Raw genomic sequence first — 22,005 nt, forward strand, 5'->3', positions numbered from 1 at the left:
CTATCAGTCACTGTCAGAAGGCCATCAATAGCCCACAGCTATTGTGTGGTAACCTAGGTCTGGCAGCCTGTATTTTCAAAGGTGTGGCGGGTGGCGGATTTTCGATGAACCAGCAGCGATTTGGAAAATGTGCGATCTGAAAATAGTCGTGGGGATCGAAGGCTTCGGCCATCTTGCTGATGCCCAGATTTAATGCTTCGGCCAGCAGCACATTGGACAAGCCGACTAGGTCCCGACAAGGCGCGCCTGTCGGGTAGGGAAGATGTTGAATTAATGGTTATTGTCCATCTTGCGTGGGTAAATCTGATCCCCTCTGATCAAATCCTTAACCCATCTCACCTTATGTTCGCCCCTCGTTTCGCTCGAACTGCTGTTTGCAGGCACTCCCCCTAGAGTCGCTGCAGGGCAATGGTATCTAGCCTAAGATACTTCGTTCTGGCGTATCAAACGACCGGCAGTTGATCGCGGAACAATCAAAGAGAGGGGATAGCGCTTTGATGTATGCCAAAGAGACAATCAAAGCGCTGCCTTCGGCTGCGGGGACGGATTTGCAAAGCCTGCAATTCGATTGAATTAATGTCCATCTCATGGAAAAGGCGGACGAAGCTGGCTTCCTCCAGACGGCGGTTCAGTCCAGATACCTGCCCATCCGAGGATTATGCTTACGCAGGGCCCACGCGCTTAGCCCGGGTTCCGTTTTCCCCAGCTGAAAGAGCCCCGATCGTTCGGCGCCACAGGTACAGTGGGCTGTTCTTCTAGATCGGCCGATTCTTCTACGGCGGGCTGTCCTTCGCTCGGTGGGCTGACGTCGAGAGAGACATTTCGCAACGCGTCATACAATTCGCTCCGCAACCTCGGAATGTCCTGTTCAATTAACTCGTTGAGAACCTCGCGATCCAGCCAGTTCATTTTCTCAAAAGACTGCAATCCGCGCTTTTCGGCGACCTCACGGGCCCGCGGGTGCACCTCTTCCCACATCGCGCGCAGATCTTCCGCCCGGTCGCGCACCAACAATTCACGATCATGGAGCCCTTCGAAAATCTCGTCAAACTGATTGATAAGGCGTTTCTTCTTGCGGGGTAAAGACACCAATTCGAGGAGCGCGGCGGCAGCGGCCGCGACGACGGCCAGTGCAGGAATCGCGAGGATAAAGCCGGTTACAAAAGCACCAACGCCAAGGGCGGCGAACAGAAGCACCAGGGTGGCATAAGAGCGTTCCCGCGATCGTCTGTACCGCCTCGCGGCCTCATCGATGACAAAGACGTGCAGGCGCAGCCGCTCGGCAAAGGCCTGCATTTGCGTGATCTGATTGTCCATCCGGCGCGTTGGGGCACGGCGGAGCTCATTGATCAGGTCGTTCCGGGCCTTATCGAAGTCTTCCAACGGCAGCTCTGATTTAGGCTTTCCCTCAAGCGGCACAAAGGTGTTGTAGATCATAGGCAAGTCTTTGCGCGGAATGACCTTGCCCAAGTTCCAACACAGCGCACCATAAGCGCGGGCGAAGTCGTGCAGGTTTTGGCACTGATCCATTTTGTTCAAAACAATCAGCAGCTTGTGATCGATCCCGTTAAGCGACTCCTTGAACACCTGCAGTGTCTCGCCGGTCGTGCCTGGCTTGTCCGGATCAAAGAAGATCATCACCAGATCTGCGCGATCGGCGAACCAGCGGACGACTCCGGGAAAGTCGAAGCCCCGACCATTTTCTTCTTTTGCTTCGTCGATCATTCCAGGGCTGTCGATGAGCGTCACAGTGCGAAGCAGGTCGGCCGGTTGCAACTTCAAGCGGATATGAGAGACAAGCTGGTCGCCGAAGTGGCGCAGGCCTTCGTAAGGTAGGTCTGGATTGCTGACGACCGAGGGGCCGTCGCGGTCAGTTTCGTGTGGGCCATACGTGATGATCGTGAAGTTGTCGTCGGTTGGCGCAACGCCGGTCTTCTGCACCTCCATACCAAGCAAATGATTCACGAAGGTGGACTTGCCCGACGAGTGATTGCCAAGCATAAGCACCTGCGGAGGACGCCGTAGCTCCCCGATGGTCGGGGGGCGTCGGAACATGAACTGCTTTGCAAGGGGGTCGAGAGGGTCGCTATAGAACTCCCGGATCATATCTGCGTACTGTTCCATTACTTGCTGCAAAGGTTGCTCCCTTCCGGTGCCGTGAGGCCATGTCGGCGATGATAGTTTGATGCCGACGGTAAATCGGTGACCCTGCGCCACCACTGGCGTCGTGCAGTCTTAGCATCACACGGAACAATCGTGGTTTGCGGGGTTGTCGTCATTTCTGTTGCCTCCTGGCGTATCTGAAAACACAAACGCGCTGGGACAGGGTTTCATCCCTAGAAATGCGGCAGAAAGGACAATCGAAAATTAAATCCTTTCTGCGGGGATGAAAGTGGCGGAACGCGCGTTATTTATATAGGCTCATAAAAGTGTGCCAAAGGAGAATTCGGTGAGCGTACGCAAAGAGCTTGAAAGTGGTATACATGACTATGTGACCAGTCTAAGACGATATGCGCTTGTTCTGACCCGCAACGGCGACGCGGCAGAGGATCTTGTACAGGAAACGCTGGTTAAGGCGATCGGCGCTTCGGACAGCTGGCAGCTCGGTACCGACCTTCGGGTCTGGATGTTTCGCATCATGCACAACACGCACGTGAGCGAGCGTCGTCGCCATCAGGTGCGCGAGCAGGCAAAGCCTATGCTGCCAAAGCCGGTAGACACAACTGACCCGACCATGCGGATTGAGCTGCAGCAGGTTCTTGATGCGCTTGACCAACTCCCCGAGGCGCAGCGGCAGCCCATCGTCCTCATCGCTCTGCAACAGATGAGCTATGCCGAGGCCGCGCGTGTTCTCGATGTGCCGCTTGGCACGTTTTACAGTCGGATAGGCCGAGGGCGCACAACCCTACGCCGGATCGTTGAGGAATTGAAACCGACGCCACCCAACCTGGTTGTTTGTACGGAGAAAAACGGATGACAGAAAATCTAAATATGGGCTTGAACGCCTATCTTGACGGCGAACTCGGACCCGAGGAAGCCGCAGAGATCGAAGCGCAATTAGACGTGGATCCTGAGGCACGCGCTCAGTTTGATGCCTTTTCCCGACAGAAGGCTCAAATCAGCGAAGCTGTGAATTTCCTCGATGAGAAACCCCAGAATCTTGAGACCGCGCGGCTTGAGCGCCGTCTTTCATCAGCCATTCAACGGCGCAGCACGCCGCACGGGGCAATCGCGTTCAATGCATGGAGCCGCATAGGGTCTCAGATAGCTGCGGCCTGCGCGTTTGTGGCGTTCGGCTGGTGGGGGCATGGCGCATTATCACCGCAGGCCTCAGGCTTGCCCGAATACGTATCCGAAGCGTTGGGGGCCCATCTCGTCTTTGCAGAGGACGCGCTGCACCCCGCAGAGTTCACCGGCGACGCGATTGATGACGCGACAGAGTGGTTCTCTGAAAAGGTTGGTGTGCCCATAGCTGCGCCAAACCTCTCAGAGCATGGCATGGTACTAGTCGGGTCGCGCCTTCTGGGAACGAAGGAAGGACCACTTGCGCAATTCATTTATGAAAACGCAAATGGGGGACGATATTCTCTTACACTAAGTAGACATCTCGTCGACCAACCAGTTTCGGCGTTTCAGATGGCGGAATACCCAAGCCGTTCAGTGGGGTATTGGAGTACATCAGATATCGATTTTGCACTGGTTGGCGATAGCGATTTGGGATTGATACAAACAATGGCGCAAAATTTGGGTGGAAGCCTCTGACGTTATTTGGCACCACTGTCGACAAGAAAAGGCATCGCTGTGCGGTGCCTTTTCTTGTTTTTACAGCTGCGCGACTTTCATGCTCTACCATTCTAAGCGGCCTCGATAAGCAAAAAGCGGTCCTGCATCAGAACCATTTCCCACAGAGCTGATCCGCATATTTTTAAGCTGTGCAGGGATGGAAAAGCCTCGCGGCGCGTTATTAGTTTGTGGTCGACGGGCAATAGTACCAGCCCGATGTGCGGCCCCGCAATAACTGAAGGAGGAAGCGATGAAACAACAGATTCAACCCGAACATGAGGAACAGCCACAAGAGGATGCGGCGCAGTCACAGGTTCAGCCCGAGCAGGAGGAACTGCCGGAAGCGGAAACTGTGATTAGCTGGATGATGAACATCTGGCGGAGAATCTCAGGGAACGGCTGATTTCATCTTGTTATCAGGGGCTCGTTATGGCGGCGCTCGCCGAGGCAGCATTGCTGGCCTTCACCACGTTGCAGTCAGGCGACGGGGCTGTGGCGACCCACCCGATGGGACTGGCGAAAGTACCCGTCGCGGCCAAGGCAATCTAGCGTTCCGGTCGCGACGACGGTTTGCCACTGACTGGGGTGACCCACAGAGGGGCCTTGTATCATTCTTGGCATGGCAGATGCAGATTGGCGCTGCCTGAATATTGCTGATGCTTAGCGCAGGGATTGCCGCGGCTGGGTGATGGTACACATTTCTTGGTGACCAAAAACTAATGGCCGTCCACGTTGATCAAGAGCAACCAATCGCCCAGGTTACTGCCCGGCGCGGTTTGCCTGGTCCCTCACCTACATGAGGTCGACCTTCGCAGCGGCCTCTTTTTTCGACACCGCTCAGGGATGAATCGCGCGACCTGCGCGTTTTTATGATGAATGCGGGTCACAAAGGAATCCGCTCCATCTGGTCATTGTTCAAACGACCGAAAGGGTCCGGGCCCCTCTGGCAACCGCATGGCAGCGGGTTGCGATGTCGGAACCTTCGCTCCAGCGCCTTTTGACACTGCCATAGGAGATTCTATGACCAATCGGGACGTTCCTTCAATCGACCGGCAGAAAGCGCCACCGGTAGCAACAGAGCTCAACATAGGGGTTCCAGACCCTGCGCTTTCACCCGGGCGCGTAATAGGCGCGCTTAAAACTGCTATGGTGCTCATCTTCCTTTGGGCCGGGTTCCACTGGGGCGACTCGGCAAGTTGGACGGTGGGGGTCCCTATGGCACTGATCGGCGGGGCGCTTACACTGTTCTTGCCATCCTCCGCGCCGTTCCGCCTCTCACCCGTCGCCGGGCTGCGCTTTGCCAAATTCGTCATCGTCGGAATCCTACGCGGCGCGATCGATGTAAGCCGGCGCAGCTTATCGCCGCAGTCGCTCCAGCCAGGGTGCCTATCTTGGCGTACACACCTGCCCCAGGGTCGACCGCGTCGACTGTTTGCAGTGGCGATCACGCTTCTGCCGGGTACGCTGACCGCCCAGATTGAGGATGACATGCTCACGGTACATGCACTCGACCTGTCGGATGCCACGCGCGCCGAACTCAAAGCGCTCGAGTCGCGCATCGCCGAATTCTACAGACTTGATCACACGGAAATGGTGCCATGATCCTGAATTTTCTCGCGCTTTGCGCGCTTGTTGCCACGCTTGCCGCCTTGCCCAGGCTCATTGTTGGCCCGACTGCCGCAGACCGCATCCTTGCCGCACAACTTGCCGGGACAGGAACGGTCGCAACGCTGATCGTTCTTGGTGTGGCGGGTAATGCGCCTGAATTGTTTGATACAGCGCTCGTTTTTGCCGCACTTTCTGCTGTAACGGGGCTTGCCTTCGTCGCCCTAAGGAAACCTCGGCCATGACGGTGATTTTGGATGTGCTGGGCCTGACGCTGATGGCTTTTGGCGTGGGTTTCCTGTTGATTGCGGCTTTGGCAGTATGGCGCCTTCCAGATGCTTTGTCTCGGCTCCACGCGCTGACAAAGGCGGATTCCGCTGGATTGACCTTAATCGCACTGGGAGCCGTCTGTCTTAAAGGACGTCTGGACGCACTTCTGGCTCTTGGTCTTTGCGTCGTATTGGTGGCGCTGTCGGGCGCAACCTTGGGCCATCTCATCGCGCGTTCACATCTACCCGAGGATGACATCGAATGAGTTTGGCATTTGATATTTTGCTCGCCCTTGGCATCTTCTTTACGGCTGGTGCCGCACTGGGCACGCACGATCGTATCGCTTCCGTTACGGGCTTTGTGGTAACTGGACTTTTGGTTGCTCTGTCTTTCGTGCGCCTCGGAGCGCCCGATGTGGCACTCGCTGAAGCTGCAATCGGCGCTGGCCTGACTGGAGCGTTACTGCTGCGAAGTGCCCGTCGTTTGAAGCCAGCGGAAAACCGCATATCGCCCCCTGTTCATCGGTTTTTTGCGGCGTTAATCGCGAGTGCTTTCGCCGGCGCGGTTGCTTGGGCCGTTTACACGGCGTCAGGTACCGCCGTCTATCCAGCGCTCGTTAGCGAACGGCTGGCCGAAAGCGGCGTGACCAATCCCGTGACGGCGGTTCTTCTAAATTTTCGTGTTTGGGACACCTTGCTTGAAATTGTAGTGCTGTTCGTAGCGCTCGTTCTGGTGCGCATCGTCGCGCCTGCCTTTCCACAACCCAGCGCCTTGGGGCAGTTAATGCTGCCGTTCGCGCGCATCATTGTGCCGATGTGCGCCTTTCTCGCCGGACATTTGCTTTGGCAGGGCGCAAGCGTTCCAGGTGGTGCCTTTCAAGCCGGGGCGATGTTGGCCGGCGGACTGCTTGTGCTGTTGCTGGGCGGTTTTGCAGTGCCTACGACGCGCCTCCTAGCATGGGGAACGATGCTCGCTTTTGCCGGACTTGCAGTGTTCACACTTGCCGCACTTGGAACTGAGGCTTTGACGGGCACACTCCTGCTCTACCCCGACGGTGCTGAAAAAGTCTGGATCATCGCAATCGAGTCGGCACTCACGCTTTCCATTGCCGCCATGCTCTGCCTGCTGTTCTGCGGCACGCCCCGGAGGCCCCTAAAATGACGTCCGAGCTGATTTATATCTGCGCTGGGTCTAGCCTAGTCGGTCTGGCACTTTACCGACTTGCCACCTATGGCGACATGCTTTTGCGCGTCCTGTCGCTGAACGTGCTGGCAATCGGAATTGCAGTGCTTATTTTTGCGTCTGCGCGGAACGCGGGCATGACCGATCCAGTGCCGCAGGCCTTCGTTCTGACGGGAATCGTTGTACTTGTCGGGGTCACTGCTGCGCTGTTGGCTCTGGCTGAACGGATCGACGGGCACGATGATGAGTGAAATTTCATTGCTCGTCTTGCTGCCCTTGCTTGCCGCTGTCGGCGCGGCGGCGACCCCGCGCGCTTCTGGGCTTTGGGGCCTACCAACCACTGCTCTGACTGCCGTTATTGCCCTGTGGCTGGCGCTGGATATTCTCCAAGATGGCGCGCGCGTTGTCGCAATCGGCGGTTGGGCCGCACCGCTCGGGATCGTTTTTGTCGCAGACGGGCTTGCGGCATTGATGTTGCTCATGACGTCAGGGGTCGGCGTGGCGGTGGCTCTTCAGGCAACAAGCTGGGGCGTTTGGCCGTCAAGCCGCATAGACGAAGAAAAAGCATCGCTGCGTGCTGGTTTCTGGCCACTCTGGCTCGCGACACTTGGTGCTATGAACTCCTTGTTCCTATCCGGTGACCTCTTCAATATCTATGTCGCCTTCGAGATCCTGGGCCTGACTGCCGTCGGCCTGACGGCGCTGAAGGGCACGCCCAGCGCGTTGCGTGCAGCCTTCGACTACCTAAGCGCAGGCCTCTCAGGCAGCCTTCTGCTGTTGCTCGGCGTGGCGATGGCCTACAGCGCAACTGGGCGCGTGGATATTGAGGCGGTGCCGATGTTGGCCGAAACGGCCGCAGGACGGATCTCGCTTGCGCTTCTTGTCGCCGGTCTTGCTGTCAAGGCCGCGCTCTTTCCTCTACATTTTTGGATGCCTGCGGCCCATTCGAGCGCGGAACCGTTGGCCAGTGCTCTGTTGTCGGCCCTTGTGGTCAAGGCCGCGCTTTATGTCATCCTTCGCATCTCGATTGAGGGTGGCGCAGGCATAGAGGCTCTGCGCCTCGCGCTCGCGTTGATGGGGACTGGCGCGATGCTTTGGGGGTCGTGGGGCGCGCTTCGCGCCGCGCGGCTCAAGCTGCTGGTTGCACATTCGACAGTCGCGCAAATCGGCCTGATCGCGCTGGCAATTGGCGTCGCAGGCGACACCTTGCAGCAAAATGGTCTTTGGCAGGCCGCAGCACTTTTGATGCTGTCGCATGCACTTGCCAAGGCGGCGATGTTCGTCGCTGTCGGGCGCATCGCCGAAGAACTAGGACACGACTACATCTCAGGTTTAAACCGCAAAGAGATCCGCCCCGGCGCTGCAGAGTTTGCCTTTGCCATCGCCTCAGTCAGCCTAATCGGCTTGCCACCCACCGCTGGATTCATCGGCAAGTGGATTCTGATAGACGGGCTCATCGCGCGAGACGCATGGATTTGGGTCGCACTGATCCTGATAGGAACGGCGCTTTCGGCTGCCTATCTTTACCGCGTCGTGTCGCGTTGCCTACGGGGTGGCCCGCATATTGCCCCCGCCGCACATAATCCGGCTTGGCACACAGGCGATATCACTGCCCTTGGGCTTGCCACGTCGGCTCTGGTCCTTGGCCTTGCCTCGGCATTCCCGCTCACTCTTCTGGAGATCACTGTAAAATGAGCGAGTTCCTACCCGTCGCAATCTTGATGACATCGCTCGGTGTCGCGCCGATCATCCTGATGATCCCAGAGCATGCCAGCCGGCTGAGGTCGATCGTAAATCTCACCGCGGCGAGCGTAAAGGTCGCGCTGGTCGTCTGGCTGACGTTCGTGGTCGTGCAGGGTGGATCGCCCGATCTACGTTTCACGGTCGCACCGGGGCTGGACCTGCATCTACAGGCTGATGCGCTATCGGTTTTGTTCCTTGCCCTTTCAGCAATCCTGTGGCTGATTACCACCGTCTACGCGATCGGGTATCTGGAAAACGGGGTGGATCGCAGCCGCTTTTTTGGCTTCTTCACCTTGTGTGTGGCGTCAACCGTGGGCATCGCGATGTCTGGCAATCTCTTTACCTTCTTGATCTTCTTTGAACTGCTGACACTTGCCACCTACCCACTGGTTGTCCATCGCGGCACGGCCGAGGCGCATCGCGCAGGCAGGATTTATCTTGCCTATACGCTTGGTGGGGGGCTTGCGCTGACGCTTGGTACGATCTGGCTATATACATTGGCGGGTGAGGTGACGTTCACGCCGCGCGGCGTGCTGGTGGGCGATCTTGCGCAGACCGACGCTATCGCGCTGATCGCCATCTTTGTGCTGCTGATCGCGGGCGTCGGCGTCAAGGCGGCTCTGGTGCCGCTGCACGGCTGGTTGCCACTATCAATGGTCGCCCCCGCACCGGTCAGCGCACTCCTACACGCAGTCGCCGTCGTAAAGGCGGGTGCGTTCGGCATCATGCGCATCGTCTATGATGTCTTTGGGGTGGAAAACGTGCAAGCGCTGGGTCTTGCCACACCGCTCGCCCTACTGGCCGCTGCCACGATAATATGGGGTTCTGTTTGCGCTTTGAGACAGGACGATCTGAAAAAACGGCTCGCTTATTCGACCATCAGCCAAGTCAGCTACATCACGCTTGGGATTGCACTCGTCTCACCTTTGGCGGCGATTGGCGGGCTGACGCACTTGATCCATCAGGGCATCATGAAAATCACGCTGTTCCTTGCGGCTGGCAACTTTGCCGAAGCGCACGGGGTCAAGACGGTAAGCGCAATGAATGGCATGGGCCGCCTCATGCCCGTCTCGATGCTTGCCTTTACGATCGGCGCCCTCGGGATGATCGGCATCCCACCCCTCGCTGGATTTCTGAGCAAATGGTATTTGGTTGCCGGTGGTCTTGAGGCGGGGCAACCTGCGGTCATTGCACTGCTTGTGGGGTCCAGCCTGCTGAACGCCGCCTATTTCCTGCCAATCCTCTATCGGGCATGGTTTCTCGATCCACCAGAGATTGGACCAGTCCGCCGCACTCTCGGCTGGATGCTTGTCTTGCCGCCAGCTGTAACCGCTGCTCTGGTCGTTGCCGCCGGTCTTTTTGCAAACGCGCCATTCAGCCCACTTGGCTGGACCCGCTTTATCGTTTCTTTGGAATACCTATGATCGAAGTCCCTCTTTGGCTTGTGCCCGCTGCGCCGATGGTGCTGGTTCTTGCACTCTGCATTCCAGTCCTGCGGCCCTGTGTTCGCGCACTGGTGCCACTGGCACCGCTACCGGCATTACTGGCGGCACTTGCCGATCCGGGCCCTGTGCCGCTGCGCCTCGACTGGCTGCTGCTCGGAACTGACTTTGCAGTAACCGAAACCGCCGCACCCTTTTTAGTGTTCACAGCACTTCTCTGGGGACTTGCAGGGTGGCAGATGATGCGGCTGATGGCACACGATGAACATGGTGAATTCGTCCAGAACCGTACCACCTTTTGTTTTCTTTTTGCTATGGCGGGCAATCTAGGCCTCTTGATAGTGCAGGACATGGCCGCGTTCTATACTTTCTTCGCGATGATGAGCCTTGCCTCCTGGGGGTTGGTGCTGCACGGCGGCGGTGTGGCGCAGACCTTTGCAGGACGGATCTATATCGCCTTTGCCATCGTCGGGGAGGTTGCACTTTTTGCAGGTCTGGCGATCGGTGCCTTCGCCGTGGGTGATTTGCAGCTGTCTTCTATGAAGGGCGAAACCGTACCCTTGCTAGCAACGGTTCTGGCGTCGATCGGGTTCCTGATTAAACTTGGCGCCGTGCCCCTGCATCTTTGGCTGCCAGTGGCACATGCCGCGGCCCCTGCCCCGGCAAGCGCTGTGCTGTCGGGGGCGATGTTAAAAGCCGGACTGTTCGGTCTAATCTCCGTGCTGCCGCTGGGCCAAATCGCACTACCTGAAATCGCTGTGGCGTTCGCCGCGATGGCGCTGGCCGGCCTTATCCTCGCGCCCATCCTTGGGTTGGTTCAAGGAGATCCCAAAGCGGTGCTCGCCTATTCCAGTATTGGCCAGATGAGCCTAATCCTGCTGGGATTGGCCGCAGCACTTGCCGCGCCCGAAACGTGGCCTCTGATCGCCCCGGCAGTTGTTTTTCTGGCTGTCCACCACGCGTTTGCAAAGGCAGCGCTGTTCCTTGGCGTTCCAGCGGTCTGGGCCACGCAAAGGCCTGCGGCGCGCTTTGCAGTTCTGGCTCTGATGGCGCTGCCCGCACTGACCCTTGCAGGGATCCCCGGCACGAGTGGCTGGCTGGCCAAGGACGCCCTGAAGACCGCGCTTGGGGATGCGCCTGAAGGATGGACAATCTGGCTTGGCGCCGCGCTTTTTGTAGCAAGCCTCGGGACCGCACTTCTGATGCTGCGCGCACTCTTCTTGCTGGCACGAGCAGCGTATAAACCCGAAATTGCGCGCGATGTCGCACTGCCGTGGTTTGCAATGACGGCACTGGTTATCTTTGGCCTCGCGATTGCCGACATTACGCCGGACGCAGCCAACGCCACCACAGTGGCCGACCTCCTGCCCTTTGCGACTGCAGGTGTTCTCGCAGCGCTGTTTGGCATGGTTTTCCACACTGCAGGGCTGCGCCTGGAACCTGCGGCTCCAGGTGAATTGCTTGGATTTGTGCGCGGCGCCTCGCGGCCAGAGCTGGCTCTCAAACTCATGTCGCCCAACCCAGCCCGCACTCTTTACATTCGCCGTCCCGCTGCTTTCGGTCGCCGCCCCGCTGCGGCCCTACTTCGGCCAGAGCGCGGGGCGTTCGCGATCCTGGGCATTGTGGTGGGACTGGCGCTTCTCATGGTGCTAACGCCAGCGCCCGCACAACTGGTACCTTCACTACCTGAAGTGGTCCGGCAAAACTGGACAGCGTGCTAAGATGTATCCAACACGAACGAATGGATACGAGAATGACAAAGCGACGGAACTTTTCAGACAACTTTAAAGCTACTGTGGCGCTTGAGGCGCTGCGCGGTGACAAGACGGTTCAGGAGATTGCGGCCAAGCGGCAGCTCCACCCAACGCAGGTGAGCACATGGAAACGACAGGCGATCGAAGGCATGGCCGGGTTTTTTACCGACAAGGTCAAAAGTGGACTTGTCACGCTTACGTTCCGGTCTCTGAACTCTTTTATGCGGCCTTTCGTTCAAATGCCAAGGGGCTTTTACCACCTAGCGACGAGTGCCTGCGCCTTGGATTATAAAATCCGTTGATATACTGGAATATAGCACCTTCTGCCTGACGGCGTGTATCCCATCGGTTACGCCAGATCAGCTCAGCCTTGATGGATTTAAAGAACGTCTCAACCATAGAGTTATCATAACAATTTCCCTTGCCGCTCATCGAGATCTTGAAGCCGTGCTTGGACAGGCGCTTCTGATACTCATTTGAGCAATATTGCGAACCACGATCCGTATGGTGAATGCAATCCTCCGGTGGTTGGCGCAAAGCAACGGCCATATCTAACGCCCGGATTGCCAGATCCTTCTTCATGCGGTTACTGACAGCCCAGCCGATGACGCGGCGAGAATACAGGTCAAGGATGACGGCAAGATACAGCCAGCCCTCACTTGTCCAGATGTAGCTGATGTCGCCAGCCCATTTCTGATTGGGGCCAGTCGCTGAGAAATCTTGATCCAACAGATTTGGTGCGATGTTGAACGTGTGGTTGCTGTCCGTTGTCGCCTTGTACTTCTGGGTTCTGATGATCTTGATGCCATTCTCGCCCATCAGACGTCCGACCCTACGATGGCCCACCTTCAATCCCAATTCTTGCAGTTCCTCGGTCATCCGAGGCCGCCCATAGCTTTGCAGGCTTAAGCGATGCTGTTCACGGATATGAGCTAGGATCACCATATCATCTCGTTGTCGCTGGCTCATCGGGCGAACCCGCCACGCGCGGAAACCACGTGATGTGACCCGCATAACGCGGCACAGAAACTCAGCTGGCCATTCTTCTTTCCAGACGTCGATGAAAGCAAACCTCACCGGCTTTGGCCTGCAAAGAAGATCGCCGCCTTTTTTAACACTTCCCTCTCCTCGCGCAGCAGACGGACTTCCTTGCGAAGCCGCGTGTTCTCCTTCTCAACGTCTTGATGCGGTCCTGACATCAGGTCATCGTGTTGATGCTGTTGAACCCATTTGTTCAGCGTCGAAAGCCCAACCCCTAAATCTGATGAAAGTTGAGGCCGCGTTAACCCACTCGTCGTCGCCATGCGCACCGCATCACGCCGAAACTCATCTGTGTATCTCTTTGCCATTCTCTATCTCCTTCATAGCAAACATTGCTCGAAAGAGACGGGAACTAAACCGTGACAAGACCAAACCACTTGATCTCATGACTGTCCTGTCCGTGCATTCTTTCCGATGAAGTTAGTTCAATCGAAAGCTGGAAAGGATGACAGCATGGCCAAACTCTCAAAGACTTCACCCGTCGTCGGTGGCGTCGATACTCACAAAGATCTGCACGTCGCTGCTGTTGTTGATCAAAACGATCAGGTGCTTGGTACGCAAAGCTTTGCCACCACGCGGCAGGGATACAAGCTGATGCTGGCTTGGATGCTATCCTTCGGAAACCTACAACGTATCGGGGTTGAATGCACTGGCAGCTATGGCGCAGGACTTTTGCGATATATGCAGGCTGCTGGTGTGGACGTCCTAGAGGTAAGCGCACCTGACAAGCTGGACCGAAGACGGCGCGGCAAGAACGATGACTTCGATGCGGAAAGTGCGGCTCACGCAGCCTACGAAAAACGGCGCACAGTAACCCCGCGCAGTCGAGATGGGATGGTGGAATCCCTGCGTGTGCTGAAGGTTTGTCGCAAAACCGCCGTCCAAGCGCGGCGGATTGCACTGCAAATTATCCAGACGACAATCGTTTGCGCGCCTGACCGATTGCGCGACACCCTGCGCAAGATGACCCGCATGCAACTGATCAGGACTTTAGCAGCCTGGCGTCCTGACCTGACTGCGTTTCGAGATATTGAAGAAGCTTATCGGATAGCTCTCAAATCACTGGCCCGCCGGTATCTTGAACTGCATGATGAAGTCGCCGAGCTGGACATTATGATCCAAGCAATTGTCACAGATTTGGCCCCAGAGCTGATCGCACGCAACTCAATCGGGTTGAACAGCGCAGCCCAATTGTTGCTGACCGCAGGCGACAATCCTCAACGCCTCCGATCCGAAGCCAGCTTTGCTGCATTGTGTGGTGTCAGCCCAGTTCCTGCCTCATCGGGCAAAACCACACGACACCGCTTGAACCGAGGTGGCGACCGTGCCGCGAACAGTGCGTTACACATCATTGCAATCGGACGGTTGCGGTTGGATACGAAGACCCAAGAATACGTCGCACGTAGAGTAGCCCCAGGCCATTCAAAGCTAGAAGCGATCCGCTGCCTCAAACGATACATTGCGCGCGAAGTCTTCAACATCATCGCGCGTCGCCACAAACAAATAAATCAGGCTCAGATCGCGGCTTGACACTTAGAAGGGCGTCCAGGGCAGCCAATACACTGGCGCAGGCTGGATCACAACTTTGACCGAAGCCAACATCAAAATATCAATGGACGGACGCGGCCGCTATCTCGACAATATCTTCATCGAACGCCAGTGGCGATCCCTCAAGCAGGAGGCCGTTTACTTGCATGAAATCACCGGCGGGTTCCACGCAAAACGGATCATCGATACATGGGTTGGGTTCTACAACTCAGAACGCCCTCACACGGCCCTTGATAAGCGAACACCGGACATCGCATACTTTGGCCACGCGGAGATACGAAAATCGGCATGAACATAAATTAGATGCATCTTAGCCAAGCCACATACCTGTCCTGAAAAGCAGGACCACTTCAATCGGCGCGGTCTGTGCTGCCACCATTTTGATAGACCCTCTCATGATTTGCATGCAAATCACTGCCGGGCAGTGGATGACGCGTCAATCGGGCCAATGGCGAGGAAAATCATTCATTCAGGGCGGCCAGAAAGTAGTGAGGGACGCACTCTATATGCCTGCCCTTGTGGCGATGCGGCACAACCCCGATCTCAAGACCAAATACCAAGCCATGATTAAAGCTGGAAAGCCACCAAAAGTCGCCCTTACGACGCTCATGCGAAAGCTCATCGAGCTCGCTAACGCCCTCATCAAAGCAAATCGAAATTGGGTGGAAAAGGGGGCTTGATCAAGACGGATACTTATCCACTGGCCCGGCAGTGCATGTTTACATGCATGAGAGGGGGATACCTTGAAGTCACGTTGGCGGAGGACCTTCTGATAATCGTGAGAACAGTATTGGCTGCCACGATCCGTGTGATGGATGCAGCCTTGAGGCGGAGACCGGAACGCTATTGCCATCTCCAGCGCCAGCGCTCTGATCGCCAAGTCCCGCTTCATCCGGTTGCTGTACCACTGATATACCGTTCTGGCGCATCCATTGCCCCGTCTCATCGCCGCAAGCGGCGACTGCCGGGCAGCGGGACAGGTAATTGCAAAGCAATCTGCCGAGAGGGGGCGGCCCACGCGCCGGTGCCCAATATCCAAGCCAATCTCTTTGAGTTCCTCAGTTATGCGCGGCCTGCCATAGCTGTTGAGGCTGAGACGAGATTGTTCTTTGATGTGCGCCAGTGTGACCAGATCGGACCGCTGTCTGCGGCTGGCAGGACGGCTGCGGAACGGCCGCAAGCCACGAGAACTGACGTTCATGACACGACACATCCGAATGGTGGCGAAACTTTCGCGGTGTTCTTCCCCTCTCATCGATACTGCGTATCGACTGCCGCGCAATGGTGTCTCGCGTCGAAGCCGATCATTCTCTTGGGCGAGGCCTAAGTCCTCTTTCGATACGACATCCCAACACCAAGATCATCCGCAATTTGTTTGCGCTTCAGCCCACGGGTCAGCGCAATGCGTACCGCATCCTTGCCGAATTCGTCCGCTCTTCTGTGTCCCATAGTTCATCTCCTTTGTTGCAGTAAATGTTATCAAAGGAGCGCCATCAAACCGCGACAGGTCAACACAGGATGCCTGGACGGAGACAAACTTCTGCAGACTTCGCATGCGCCTAAAGCGCAGCATGGCCCGTTCCCGCCTTCGAAATGGCTGGTGTGAATTCTCAGCGCGGTTGTTGAGCCTGCGGCTAGTTTCCTGCTGGTTGGCGCTGCCAATGACCTTCATCGCAGCGCCATAGGCACGTAGCTTGTCGGTGACAAGAACCTCAACTTTGCCGTGGCGTTTCATAGTTTTTCTGAGGAACTTCAATGCTGCTTTACGGTTACGGCGCTTCGTCACATAGCTTTCGAGCACTTCACCCTCATGATCCACGGCCCGCCAAAGATAGTGCGTCTCACCGTTAATCTTCACGAAAACCTCATCGAGATGCCACTGCCAGTTCGAGTAGGCGCGCATTTGTTTAACGCGCGTCTGGCGTATCCCAGTCGCGAACAGCGGGCCAAATCTATTCCACCAGAAACGGACTGTTTCGTGGCTAATGTCGATGCCGCGCTCATTCAGTAGGTCCTCCACATTTTGGAGTGAAAGCGGAAAACGGACATACATCATCACGGCCAAGCGGATGATTTCGGGAGACGTCTTAAAGTAGCGGAAAGGGCTGCGTTTAATCATCCCTCTATGCTAAGTCGCGGCCCTGCCAGCCTCAAGTCAGTTTCCTCTGACAGTGCCCTGTAGAAAACTAATGACGGGTTTTGGGTATTCATAAAGCTTCGTATTCAGCCGATACTCGTCACGTCAAAACTAACGCCCATAGTCCAGATTACCATTTTGGCCGCTGCGGTACATGTCGGCAATATCACCACCAGAACAAAAGGCCCATATGCCAGCCGCGTCAATCATCACCAAATCAATGTCTGCGTCGCGCCATTCATCAATTGCGGATTCAATCGCTAACGTCATTTCAGTAGTTAAAGCATTCAGAGCATCGGGTCGGTTCAGCTTAATGCGCCCCGCGCGCCCTTCGATGCGAATGTCGATATCGCTCATTTCGCGATCATCCCGCGACTGACAATCATGCGCATAATCTCGTTAGTACCTTCAAGAATTTCATGCACGCGCAGATCGCGCACCAACTTTTCTATTCCGTAATCGGCCAGATAGCCGTAGCCGCCATGCAGTTGCAGACAATCATTGGCCACGCGGCTGCCCGCCTCGGTCACGAACTTTTTGGCCATGGCACAATGCGCAGCGGCATCGGGCGTACCAGTGTCCAGTTTCCACGCGGCTTGGTGAAGAAAAACACGCGCGGCCTGCAATTCAATTTCCATGTCCGCCAACCGGAACTGCAACGCTTGAAATTGATCAATGGATTTTCCAAATGCCTTGCGCTCGGCCATATAAGCCACAGTTTGGGTCAATGCCGCCTGCGCCGCGCCCAGCGAACAGGCCGCGATGTTCAAACGCCCGCCGTTCAGCCCAGCCATCGCATATGTAAACCCTTTGCCTTCCTCGCCCACCAGATTGGTCGCAGGAATGTGGCAATCGTCCAATTGCACTTGCCGCGTTGGCTGCGCACGCCAGCCCATTTTGTCCTCAAGTCCACCAAAAGACAGCCCGTCGGTTTTATCCTCGACGATCACAGTAGAAATGCCTTTGGGCCCGTCATCACCAGTGCGGCACATAACGATGTAGGCGCCAGAGTACCCCCCACCCGAAATGAACGCCTTTGTGCCAGTCAGCGCATAACCTTCATTCGTGCGCTCAGCACGGGTTTTGAGGGCCGCAGCGTCAGACCCGGACCCCGGTTCAGTCAAGCAATAGGACAAGACCATCTCCATGCTGAGGGCACGGGGCAGGAACTGCGCCCGTAGCGCGTCAGAACCGAATTTATCAATCATTGCCGCGCACATATTGTGGATCGACAAGAACGCCGCAACGGACGGGCAAGACATGCTCAGCGCCTCAAACACCAGCGTTGCATCCAGCCGTGACAGCCCCGATCCACCGCTTTCTTCGCGCACGTACAACCCGCCAAACCCCAATTCTGCCAGCTTGGGCCACAGGTCTTTCGGGATGTTTTCAGCCTTTTCCCACGCCTGCGCATTGGGTTTGATATGTTCGTCGCCAAAGGCCTTGGCCATGTCAAAAATCAATGTCTGTTCTTCGCTCAGCGCAAAATCCATGTCTTACCTCATTGCCAGTCGGGTCGCGCCATCAAGGCGTATGACCGACCCATTTAGGAATGCGTTTTCAATGATATGCAGCGCCAAGGCTGCAAATTCATCTGGATCACCAAGGCGTGGTGGAAACGGTATTCCTGCCGCCAGACCATTCTGAATGTCTTGGCTCATGGAGGTCACCATAGGTGTGCCAAATATTCCTGGCGCGATGGCCATGACCCGCACACCGCTCCGCGCCAGATCACGCGCCATGGGTAACGTCAGCCCCACGATACCGCCCTTTGACGCCGCATAGGCCACCTGCCCCATCTGTCCTTCAAAGGCCGCGATGGATGCCGTGTGAATGATGACGCCGCGTTCTTCACCCACAGGATCTGCGGCCACCATACCCGCCGCACTTTGCGATGCCACATTAAAACTGCCGACCAGATTGACGTTGATAACCATTTGAAACAGCGCCAAATCATGGGCCTCACCACGCGACACAGTTTTGGCAGCAGGCGCAATCCCCGCACAATTCACGCAGATGCTTTCCTGGCCGTGCGCACCGCGTGCTTGTGTCAGTGCCGCTGCGACAGATGTAGCATCGATCACATCCGTTTCGTAAAAATTTGCGCCTATTTCTGCGGCATAGGCCATGCCCTTGTCGGTATCGCGATCGAGTAGCGCCACTTTAACGCCTTTCAGACGCAACGCCGCAGCCACTGCGGCACCAAGTCCCGATGCGCCGCCAGTGACAACGGCAGCATGATCAGAGCCAAGCTTCAAGGGCGCTCAACTGCGATCGCAGTCCCCTCACCGCCACCAATACAAATCGCAGCGATACCACGCTTAAGACCCCGCTTTTCCAGCGCATTCAGCAGGGTCACGATGATCCGTGTTCCCGATGCGCCAATCGGATGACCGAGCGCACAGGCCCCACCATTTACGTTCATCTTTTCACGCTCAATTCCAAGGTCTTGCATGAAGGCCATCGGTACCACCGCAAAGGCCTCATTGACCTCCCACAGATCGACGTCATCGACGCTCCATCCGATACGGGTCAGTAACTTTTGCGTTGCAGGCACCGGTGCTGTTGTGAACCATGCGGGATCTTGCGCATGGCTTGCATGGCCCACTATGCGGGCCCGCATTGTCAGTCCGCACACCTGAGCGTGCGTCTCACTGGTCAAAACTATCGCCGCCGCCCCGTCTGAAATTGACGATGCATTAGCGGCTGTCACAGTACCATCTTTCTTGAAGGCAGGCCGCAACGTAGGGATCTTGTCGGGCCGTGCATTGCCCGGTTGTTCATCAAGCGACACGGTCACATCGCCTTTGCGCGACATAACGGTGACGTTGGTGATTTCACCGTCAAACGCACCGGACTTTTGGGCGGCCAATGCGTTTGATAGTGACCCAAGCGCATAGGCGTCCTGTGCCTCACGTGTGAACTGATATTGCTCGGCGCAGGCTTCGGCGAATGTGCCCATCAACGCGCCACGCGTGTAAGCGTCTTCAAGCCCGTCGAGAAACATGTGGTCCTTCATTTCGACATGACCCAACCGCGCACCATCGCGTGTCTTCAACGACAAATACGGCGCACCCGACATGCTTTCCATGCCACCCGCGATCATCAAGTCTTGGCTACCAGCAATGATCTGGTCATGCGCCGCCATCACTGTTTTCATGCCCGATCCGCAGACCTTGTTTACCGTGCTGCACGGAACCGATTGCGGCAATCCAGCGCCCAATGCGGCCTGACGTGCGGGCGCTTGGCCCAATCCTGCGGGCAAAACACAGCCCATCAAGACCTCGTCGACGCCGCCCGGCGACACGTCTCCATTTTCCAGCGCACCACGAATGGCTGCTGCCCCAAGATCGGTTGCCGTGACGGTGGACAATGCACCTTGAAATCCGCCCATCGGGGTGCGGGCTGCACCAACAATCACAACCGACATCAGCTGACCTGTCGCAGGTCTGCGATCACGACACCGTCACGCGGAAGCACCCCACGCGAGACAATCTCGACCTCACCGCGCAACTTTAACACTTCTGAAATGGACGCCGCATAGGCTGCCAAATCGGACCCGTCGGTTTCCAGTTTGACCAGCATAGTATCGGTCTTGCCGTTATGGCCGACCTCAACTCGGGCGCGATGAATTTCAGGATGGCGTTCAACCAATCGCGCAACCTGTTCGGGGCGAACGAACATACCTTTAACCTTGGTAGCTTGATCAGCGCGGCCTTTCCAGCCCGCCAAGCGCATGTTCGTGCGGCCACAGTCGGACATGCCCGGTACGATTGCGGACAGATCGCCCGTCGCAAATCGGATCAAAGGATAATCGGCATTCAATGCCGTCACGACAACTTCACCGACTTCTCCAATCGGAACCGGATCGCCTGTGCCCGGAGTAACGATTTCAACGATTGCGCCTTCATCAATCACCATGGGCGCATCGGCCTGCGTTTCATACGCAATATGGCCCACGTCCGCCGTACCGTAGCATTGCAAACACGTGATGCCGCGCGCAGCATAGGCTGCACGGACCTGCGGAAACAACGGCCCACCGGACACAACGGCCTTGGTGATATGGCCTAAATCGACGCCCATTTCATCGGCCTTGGCCAAGATTGCACCCAGATAATCAGGCGTTCCTGCATATGCTGTCACACCAAGATCAACAGCCGCGCGGACCTGCAATTCAGTCTGCCCTGGACCCGCGGCAAACACCTGAGCGCCAACGGCTATCACCGCGCTTTCAAACATCGCGCCGGCAGGGGTGAAATGATAAGAAAACGTGTTCTGCACCACATCATCTGCACCAATACCCGCCGCCCGTAAAAACCGCGCAAATCGCCACCAATCAGGTGTCGACCCACCGGGTTCATAGATCGGCCCCGGCGACTGAAACAGTCGCGTAACACCGTTCGTCAGAATACCACCAAAGGGCGGTTTTTCAGCCTGCCATTTGCCAAGGTCAGATTTTCGCAGCACGGGAAGATGGCGCAGGTCGGCAAGAGATTGGACCTTATCCACACCAGTCAGGCAGCTGTTTTGCGCAGCGTTGATGTGGGCCAACAACGGCAATAGCTGCGCCAGTTGATCGGCCTCGCGCGCATCAGCGGAGCGGGTTTCCAATTGATCCAAATTACTCATGACAGCCACCTTTTGCGGCGACGATAGGATCGCACATCACGAAACGATTTGCGCCCCTCCTCCGACATACCGAGATAAAATTCTTTGACGTCTGGATTTTCGCGCAGCTCAGAGGCTTTACCGTCCATAACCACGCGACCACTTTCCAGAATGTAGCCGTAGTGCGCAAACCGCAGAGCCACGTTTGTGTTCTGTTCGGCCAGCAAAAACGACACACCTTCGTTTTCGTTCAATGATTTAACGATGCCAAAGATCTCTTCGACCAGTTGCGGGGCTAAGCCCATGCTCGGCTCATCCAGTAAAATTGTTTCGGGTTTGGACATCAACGCTCGCCCAAGTGCCACCATTTGTTGTTCGCCACCTGACGTATATCCGGCCTGCGATTTGCGGCGGGTTTTCAGGCGAGGGAAGTATTCATACACCATCTCAAGCGCTTGCGCGGTCTTACCGTCAGTCCGAGTATAGGCTCCTGTAAGCAGGTTTTCTTCAACAGTGAGGTGTTCAAAACAGTGACGGCCTTCCATCACTTGCACGACACCGCGTTTGACCAAAGCCTCGGGTGATAGATCCTGCACAAGATCGCCGCGATAATGAATTGATCCTTTGGTGACTTCGCCACGTTCAGATTGCAGCAGGTTAGAAATCGCCTTCAACGTTGTGGTTTTGCCAGCGCCGTTGCCACCCAGCAGCGCGGTAATCCCTCCCTTTGGCACAGATAGCGACACGCCCTTCAACACAAGAATCACGTGATTGTAGATCACTTCGATATTATTGACCTCAAGCAAGGTCTCGGTCTTTGCACTATCCAGCATGATGTCCGTACTCCTGCGTTGGGGCCCGTATTGGAAAAAGTGGGCTTTGGCGGCAGACA

23 protein-coding genes and 3 pseudogenes are annotated in these 22,005 nt (G+C 56.5%); 15 read left to right on the top strand and 11 right to left on the bottom strand.

Annotated elements, in window-relative coordinates; all coding sequences use genetic code 11:
- Positions 1-13: 13 nt before the first annotated feature.
- Entirely contained in the window at positions 14-220 is a 207-nt protein-coding gene (locus tag OAN307_RS27515) for a hypothetical protein (protein ID WP_085982889.1), read from the bottom strand.
- A gap of 461 nt (positions 221-681) precedes the next feature.
- Positions 682-2,124: a dynamin family protein gene (locus tag OAN307_RS17025; RefSeq protein ID WP_144055605.1), complete on the bottom strand. Its 1,443-nt coding sequence runs from the start codon at positions 2,122-2,124 to the stop codon at positions 682-684.
- A 325-nt stretch (positions 2,125-2,449) separates the two neighbouring features.
- Between OAN307_RS17025 and OAN307_RS17030 the strand changes: the two genes are divergently transcribed.
- The 12 genes from OAN307_RS17030 to OAN307_RS31390 all read left to right on the top strand — a co-directional run bounded on the left by OAN307_RS17030 (position 2,450) and on the right by OAN307_RS31390 (position 12,081).
- The gene (locus OAN307_RS17030; protein ID WP_015500854.1) at positions 2,450-2,977 is read left to right on the top strand and encodes a sigma-70 family RNA polymerase sigma factor; all 528 of its coding nucleotides are present in this window, start codon (positions 2,450-2,452) and stop codon (positions 2,975-2,977) included.
- Positions 2,974-3,762 carry an anti-sigma factor family protein gene (locus OAN307_RS25480; protein ID WP_015500855.1) on the top strand — a complete coding sequence of 263 codons (789 nt, stop codon included), beginning with the start codon at positions 2,974-2,976 and terminating at the stop codon, positions 3,760-3,762. Before OAN307_RS17030 ends, OAN307_RS25480 begins: the two co-directional genes overlap by 4 nt.
- A 271-nt stretch (positions 3,763-4,033) precedes the next feature.
- On the top strand, positions 4,034-4,186 hold the full coding sequence (locus OAN307_RS29100) for a hypothetical protein (RefSeq protein WP_015500856.1): 153 nt from the start codon (positions 4,034-4,036) through the stop codon (positions 4,184-4,186).
- 743 nt (positions 4,187-4,929) lie between these two features.
- Complete coding sequence (locus OAN307_RS26830; RefSeq protein WP_245541060.1) at positions 4,930-5,385, top strand: Na+/H+ antiporter subunit E; 456 nt, start codon at positions 4,930-4,932, stop codon at positions 5,383-5,385.
- Entirely contained in the window at positions 5,382-5,633 is a 252-nt protein-coding gene (locus tag OAN307_RS17045) for a monovalent cation/H+ antiporter complex subunit F (protein WP_015500859.1), read from the top strand. Before OAN307_RS26830 ends, OAN307_RS17045 begins: the two co-directional genes overlap by 4 nt.
- On the top strand, positions 5,630-5,923 hold the full coding sequence (locus OAN307_RS17050; RefSeq protein ID WP_015500860.1) for a cation:proton antiporter: 294 nt from the start codon (positions 5,630-5,632) through the stop codon (positions 5,921-5,923). Before OAN307_RS17045 ends, OAN307_RS17050 begins: the two co-directional genes overlap by 4 nt.
- Positions 5,920-6,819 carry a hydrogenase subunit MbhD domain-containing protein gene (locus tag OAN307_RS17055; RefSeq protein ID WP_015500861.1) on the top strand — a complete coding sequence of 300 codons (900 nt, stop codon included), beginning with the start codon at positions 5,920-5,922 and terminating at the stop codon, positions 6,817-6,819. The genes OAN307_RS17050 and OAN307_RS17055 overlap by 4 nt, the downstream gene beginning before the upstream one ends.
- Positions 6,816-7,091, top strand: coding sequence for an NADH-quinone oxidoreductase subunit K (locus OAN307_RS17060; protein ID WP_015500862.1), 276 nt, complete (start codon positions 6,816-6,818; stop codon positions 7,089-7,091). Before OAN307_RS17055 ends, OAN307_RS17060 begins: the two co-directional genes overlap by 4 nt.
- Positions 7,081-8,535, top strand: coding sequence for a complex I subunit 5 family protein (locus tag OAN307_RS17065; RefSeq protein ID WP_083903071.1), 1,455 nt, complete (start codon positions 7,081-7,083; stop codon positions 8,533-8,535). Before OAN307_RS17060 ends, OAN307_RS17065 begins: the two co-directional genes overlap by 11 nt.
- Positions 8,532-10,007, top strand: a complete 1,476-nt coding sequence (locus tag OAN307_RS17070; RefSeq protein ID WP_015500864.1) for a complex I subunit 5 family protein — start codon at positions 8,532-8,534, stop codon at positions 10,005-10,007. The genes OAN307_RS17065 and OAN307_RS17070 overlap by 4 nt, the downstream gene beginning before the upstream one ends.
- Entirely contained in the window at positions 10,004-11,746 is a 1,743-nt protein-coding gene (locus tag OAN307_RS17075) for a proton-conducting transporter transmembrane domain-containing protein (RefSeq protein ID WP_015500865.1), read from the top strand. Before OAN307_RS17070 ends, OAN307_RS17075 begins: the two co-directional genes overlap by 4 nt.
- A 32-nt stretch (positions 11,747-11,778) precedes the next feature.
- Entirely contained in the window at positions 11,779-12,081 is a 303-nt protein-coding gene (locus tag OAN307_RS31390; RefSeq protein WP_187292486.1) for a transposase, read from the top strand.
- Here the strand turns inward: OAN307_RS31390 and OAN307_RS17080 are convergent.
- Positions 11,999-13,128, bottom strand: a protein-coding gene (locus OAN307_RS17080) for an IS3 family transposase (RefSeq protein WP_085982890.1) whose coding sequence is annotated in 2 segments (ribosomal slippage) — positions 11,999-12,882 and positions 12,882-13,128 — 1,131 coding nt in all. Because the reading frame shifts where the segments join, the coding sequence is not laid out codon by codon here. The genes OAN307_RS31390 and OAN307_RS17080 overlap by 83 nt on opposite strands.
- 145 nt (positions 13,129-13,273) lie before the next feature.
- Here OAN307_RS17080 and OAN307_RS17090 point away from each other — a divergent pair.
- The 3 genes from OAN307_RS17090 (at position 13,274) to OAN307_RS17100 (ending at position 15,048) form a co-directional block, all read left to right on the top strand.
- On the top strand, positions 13,274-14,350 hold the full coding sequence (locus tag OAN307_RS17090) for an IS110 family RNA-guided transposase (RefSeq protein WP_015500866.1): 1,077 nt from the start codon (positions 13,274-13,276) through the stop codon (positions 14,348-14,350).
- Between the two features lie 55 nt (positions 14,351-14,405).
- Positions 14,406-14,660: an integrase core domain-containing protein gene (locus tag OAN307_RS17095; protein ID WP_275450617.1), complete on the top strand. Its 255-nt coding sequence runs from the start codon at positions 14,406-14,408 to the stop codon at positions 14,658-14,660.
- A gap of 112 nt (positions 14,661-14,772) precedes the next feature.
- On the top strand, positions 14,773-15,048 hold the full coding sequence (locus OAN307_RS17100) for an IS110 family transposase (RefSeq protein WP_044043945.1): 276 nt from the start codon (positions 14,773-14,775) through the stop codon (positions 15,046-15,048).
- Between the two features lie 50 nt (positions 15,049-15,098).
- Here OAN307_RS17100 and OAN307_RS30260 read toward each other — a convergent pair.
- The 8 genes and pseudogenes from OAN307_RS30260 to OAN307_RS17140 all read right to left on the bottom strand — a co-directional run.
- Positions 15,099-15,817, bottom strand: a pseudogene (locus tag OAN307_RS30260) (DDE-type integrase/transposase/recombinase); the annotation flags it as partial.
- A 67-nt stretch (positions 15,818-15,884) separates the two neighbouring features.
- A pseudogene (locus OAN307_RS17110) lies at positions 15,885-16,487 on the bottom strand (IS6 family transposase); the annotation flags it as partial.
- A gap of 42 nt (positions 16,488-16,529) precedes the next feature.
- Positions 16,530-16,862 (bottom strand): annotated as a pseudogene (locus OAN307_RS17115) (enoyl-CoA hydratase/isomerase family protein); the annotation flags it as partial.
- Positions 16,859-17,998 carry an acyl-CoA dehydrogenase family protein gene (locus OAN307_RS17120; RefSeq protein ID WP_044043949.1) on the bottom strand — a complete coding sequence of 380 codons (1,140 nt, stop codon included), beginning with the start codon at positions 17,996-17,998 and terminating at the stop codon, positions 16,859-16,861. The gene OAN307_RS17120 and the pseudogene OAN307_RS17115, both read right to left, overlap by 4 nt.
- 3 nt (positions 17,999-18,001) lie before the next feature.
- A complete protein-coding gene (locus OAN307_RS17125; RefSeq protein WP_015500870.1) occupies positions 18,002-18,763 on the bottom strand; it encodes an SDR family NAD(P)-dependent oxidoreductase in 762 nt (253 codons plus the stop codon).
- Complete coding sequence (locus tag OAN307_RS17130) at positions 18,760-19,938, bottom strand: thiolase family protein (RefSeq protein WP_085982891.1); 1,179 nt, start codon at positions 19,936-19,938, stop codon at positions 18,760-18,762. Before OAN307_RS17130 ends, OAN307_RS17125 begins: the two co-directional genes overlap by 4 nt.
- Positions 19,935-21,134 carry a phenylacetate--CoA ligase family protein gene (locus OAN307_RS17135; RefSeq protein WP_015500872.1) on the bottom strand — a complete coding sequence of 400 codons (1,200 nt, stop codon included), beginning with the start codon at positions 21,132-21,134 and terminating at the stop codon, positions 19,935-19,937. Before OAN307_RS17135 ends, OAN307_RS17130 begins: the two co-directional genes overlap by 4 nt.
- Positions 21,131-21,946: an ABC transporter ATP-binding protein gene (locus tag OAN307_RS17140; RefSeq protein ID WP_015500873.1), complete on the bottom strand. Its 816-nt coding sequence runs from the start codon at positions 21,944-21,946 to the stop codon at positions 21,131-21,133. Before OAN307_RS17140 ends, OAN307_RS17135 begins: the two co-directional genes overlap by 4 nt.
- Between the last annotated feature and the right edge of the window lie 59 nt (positions 21,947-22,005).

Origin of the sequence: Octadecabacter antarcticus 307, from assembly GCF_000155675.2 — a bacterium.
Lineage (GTDB): Bacteria > Pseudomonadota > Alphaproteobacteria > Rhodobacterales > Rhodobacteraceae > Octadecabacter > Octadecabacter antarcticus.

Excerpts from the sequence above, each read along its gene's own strand:
- OAN307_RS17135 (WP_015500872.1), bottom strand. The coding sequence starts at position 21,134 with ATGAGTAATTTGGATCAATTGGAAACCCGCTCCGCTGATGCGCGCGAG.
- OAN307_RS25480 (WP_015500855.1), top strand. The coding sequence starts at position 2,974 with ATGACAGAAAATCTAAATATGGGCTTGAACGCCTATCTTGACGGCGAA.
- OAN307_RS17070 (WP_015500864.1), top strand. The coding sequence starts at position 8,532 with ATGAGCGAGTTCCTACCCGTCGCAATCTTGATGACATCGCTCGGTGTC.
- OAN307_RS17065 (WP_083903071.1), top strand. The coding sequence starts at position 7,081 with ATGATGAGTGAAATTTCATTGCTCGTCTTGCTGCCCTTGCTTGCCGCT.
- OAN307_RS26830 (WP_245541060.1), top strand. The coding sequence starts at position 4,930 with ATGGTGCTCATCTTCCTTTGGGCCGGGTTCCACTGGGGCGACTCGGCA.
- OAN307_RS17025 (WP_144055605.1), bottom strand. The coding sequence starts at position 2,124 with ATGGAACAGTACGCAGATATGATCCGGGAGTTCTATAGCGACCCTCTC.
- OAN307_RS17140 (WP_015500873.1), bottom strand. The coding sequence starts at position 21,946 with ATGCTGGATAGTGCAAAGACCGAGACCTTGCTTGAGGTCAATAATATC.
- OAN307_RS17075 (WP_015500865.1), top strand. The coding sequence starts at position 10,004 with ATGATCGAAGTCCCTCTTTGGCTTGTGCCCGCTGCGCCGATGGTGCTG.
- OAN307_RS17120 (WP_044043949.1), bottom strand. The coding sequence starts at position 17,998 with ATGGATTTTGCGCTGAGCGAAGAACAGACATTGATTTTTGACATGGCC.
- OAN307_RS17060 (WP_015500862.1), top strand. The coding sequence starts at position 6,816 with ATGACGTCCGAGCTGATTTATATCTGCGCTGGGTCTAGCCTAGTCGGT.
- OAN307_RS17055 (WP_015500861.1), top strand. The coding sequence starts at position 5,920 with ATGAGTTTGGCATTTGATATTTTGCTCGCCCTTGGCATCTTCTTTACG.
- OAN307_RS17045 (WP_015500859.1), top strand. The coding sequence starts at position 5,382 with ATGATCCTGAATTTTCTCGCGCTTTGCGCGCTTGTTGCCACGCTTGCC.
- OAN307_RS29100 (WP_015500856.1), top strand. The coding sequence starts at position 4,034 with ATGAAACAACAGATTCAACCCGAACATGAGGAACAGCCACAAGAGGAT.
- OAN307_RS31390 (WP_187292486.1), top strand. The coding sequence starts at position 11,779 with ATGACAAAGCGACGGAACTTTTCAGACAACTTTAAAGCTACTGTGGCG.
- OAN307_RS17050 (WP_015500860.1), top strand. The coding sequence starts at position 5,630 with ATGACGGTGATTTTGGATGTGCTGGGCCTGACGCTGATGGCTTTTGGC.
- OAN307_RS17100 (WP_044043945.1), top strand. The coding sequence starts at position 14,773 with ATGCAAATCACTGCCGGGCAGTGGATGACGCGTCAATCGGGCCAATGG.
- OAN307_RS17090 (WP_015500866.1), top strand. The coding sequence starts at position 13,274 with ATGGCCAAACTCTCAAAGACTTCACCCGTCGTCGGTGGCGTCGATACT.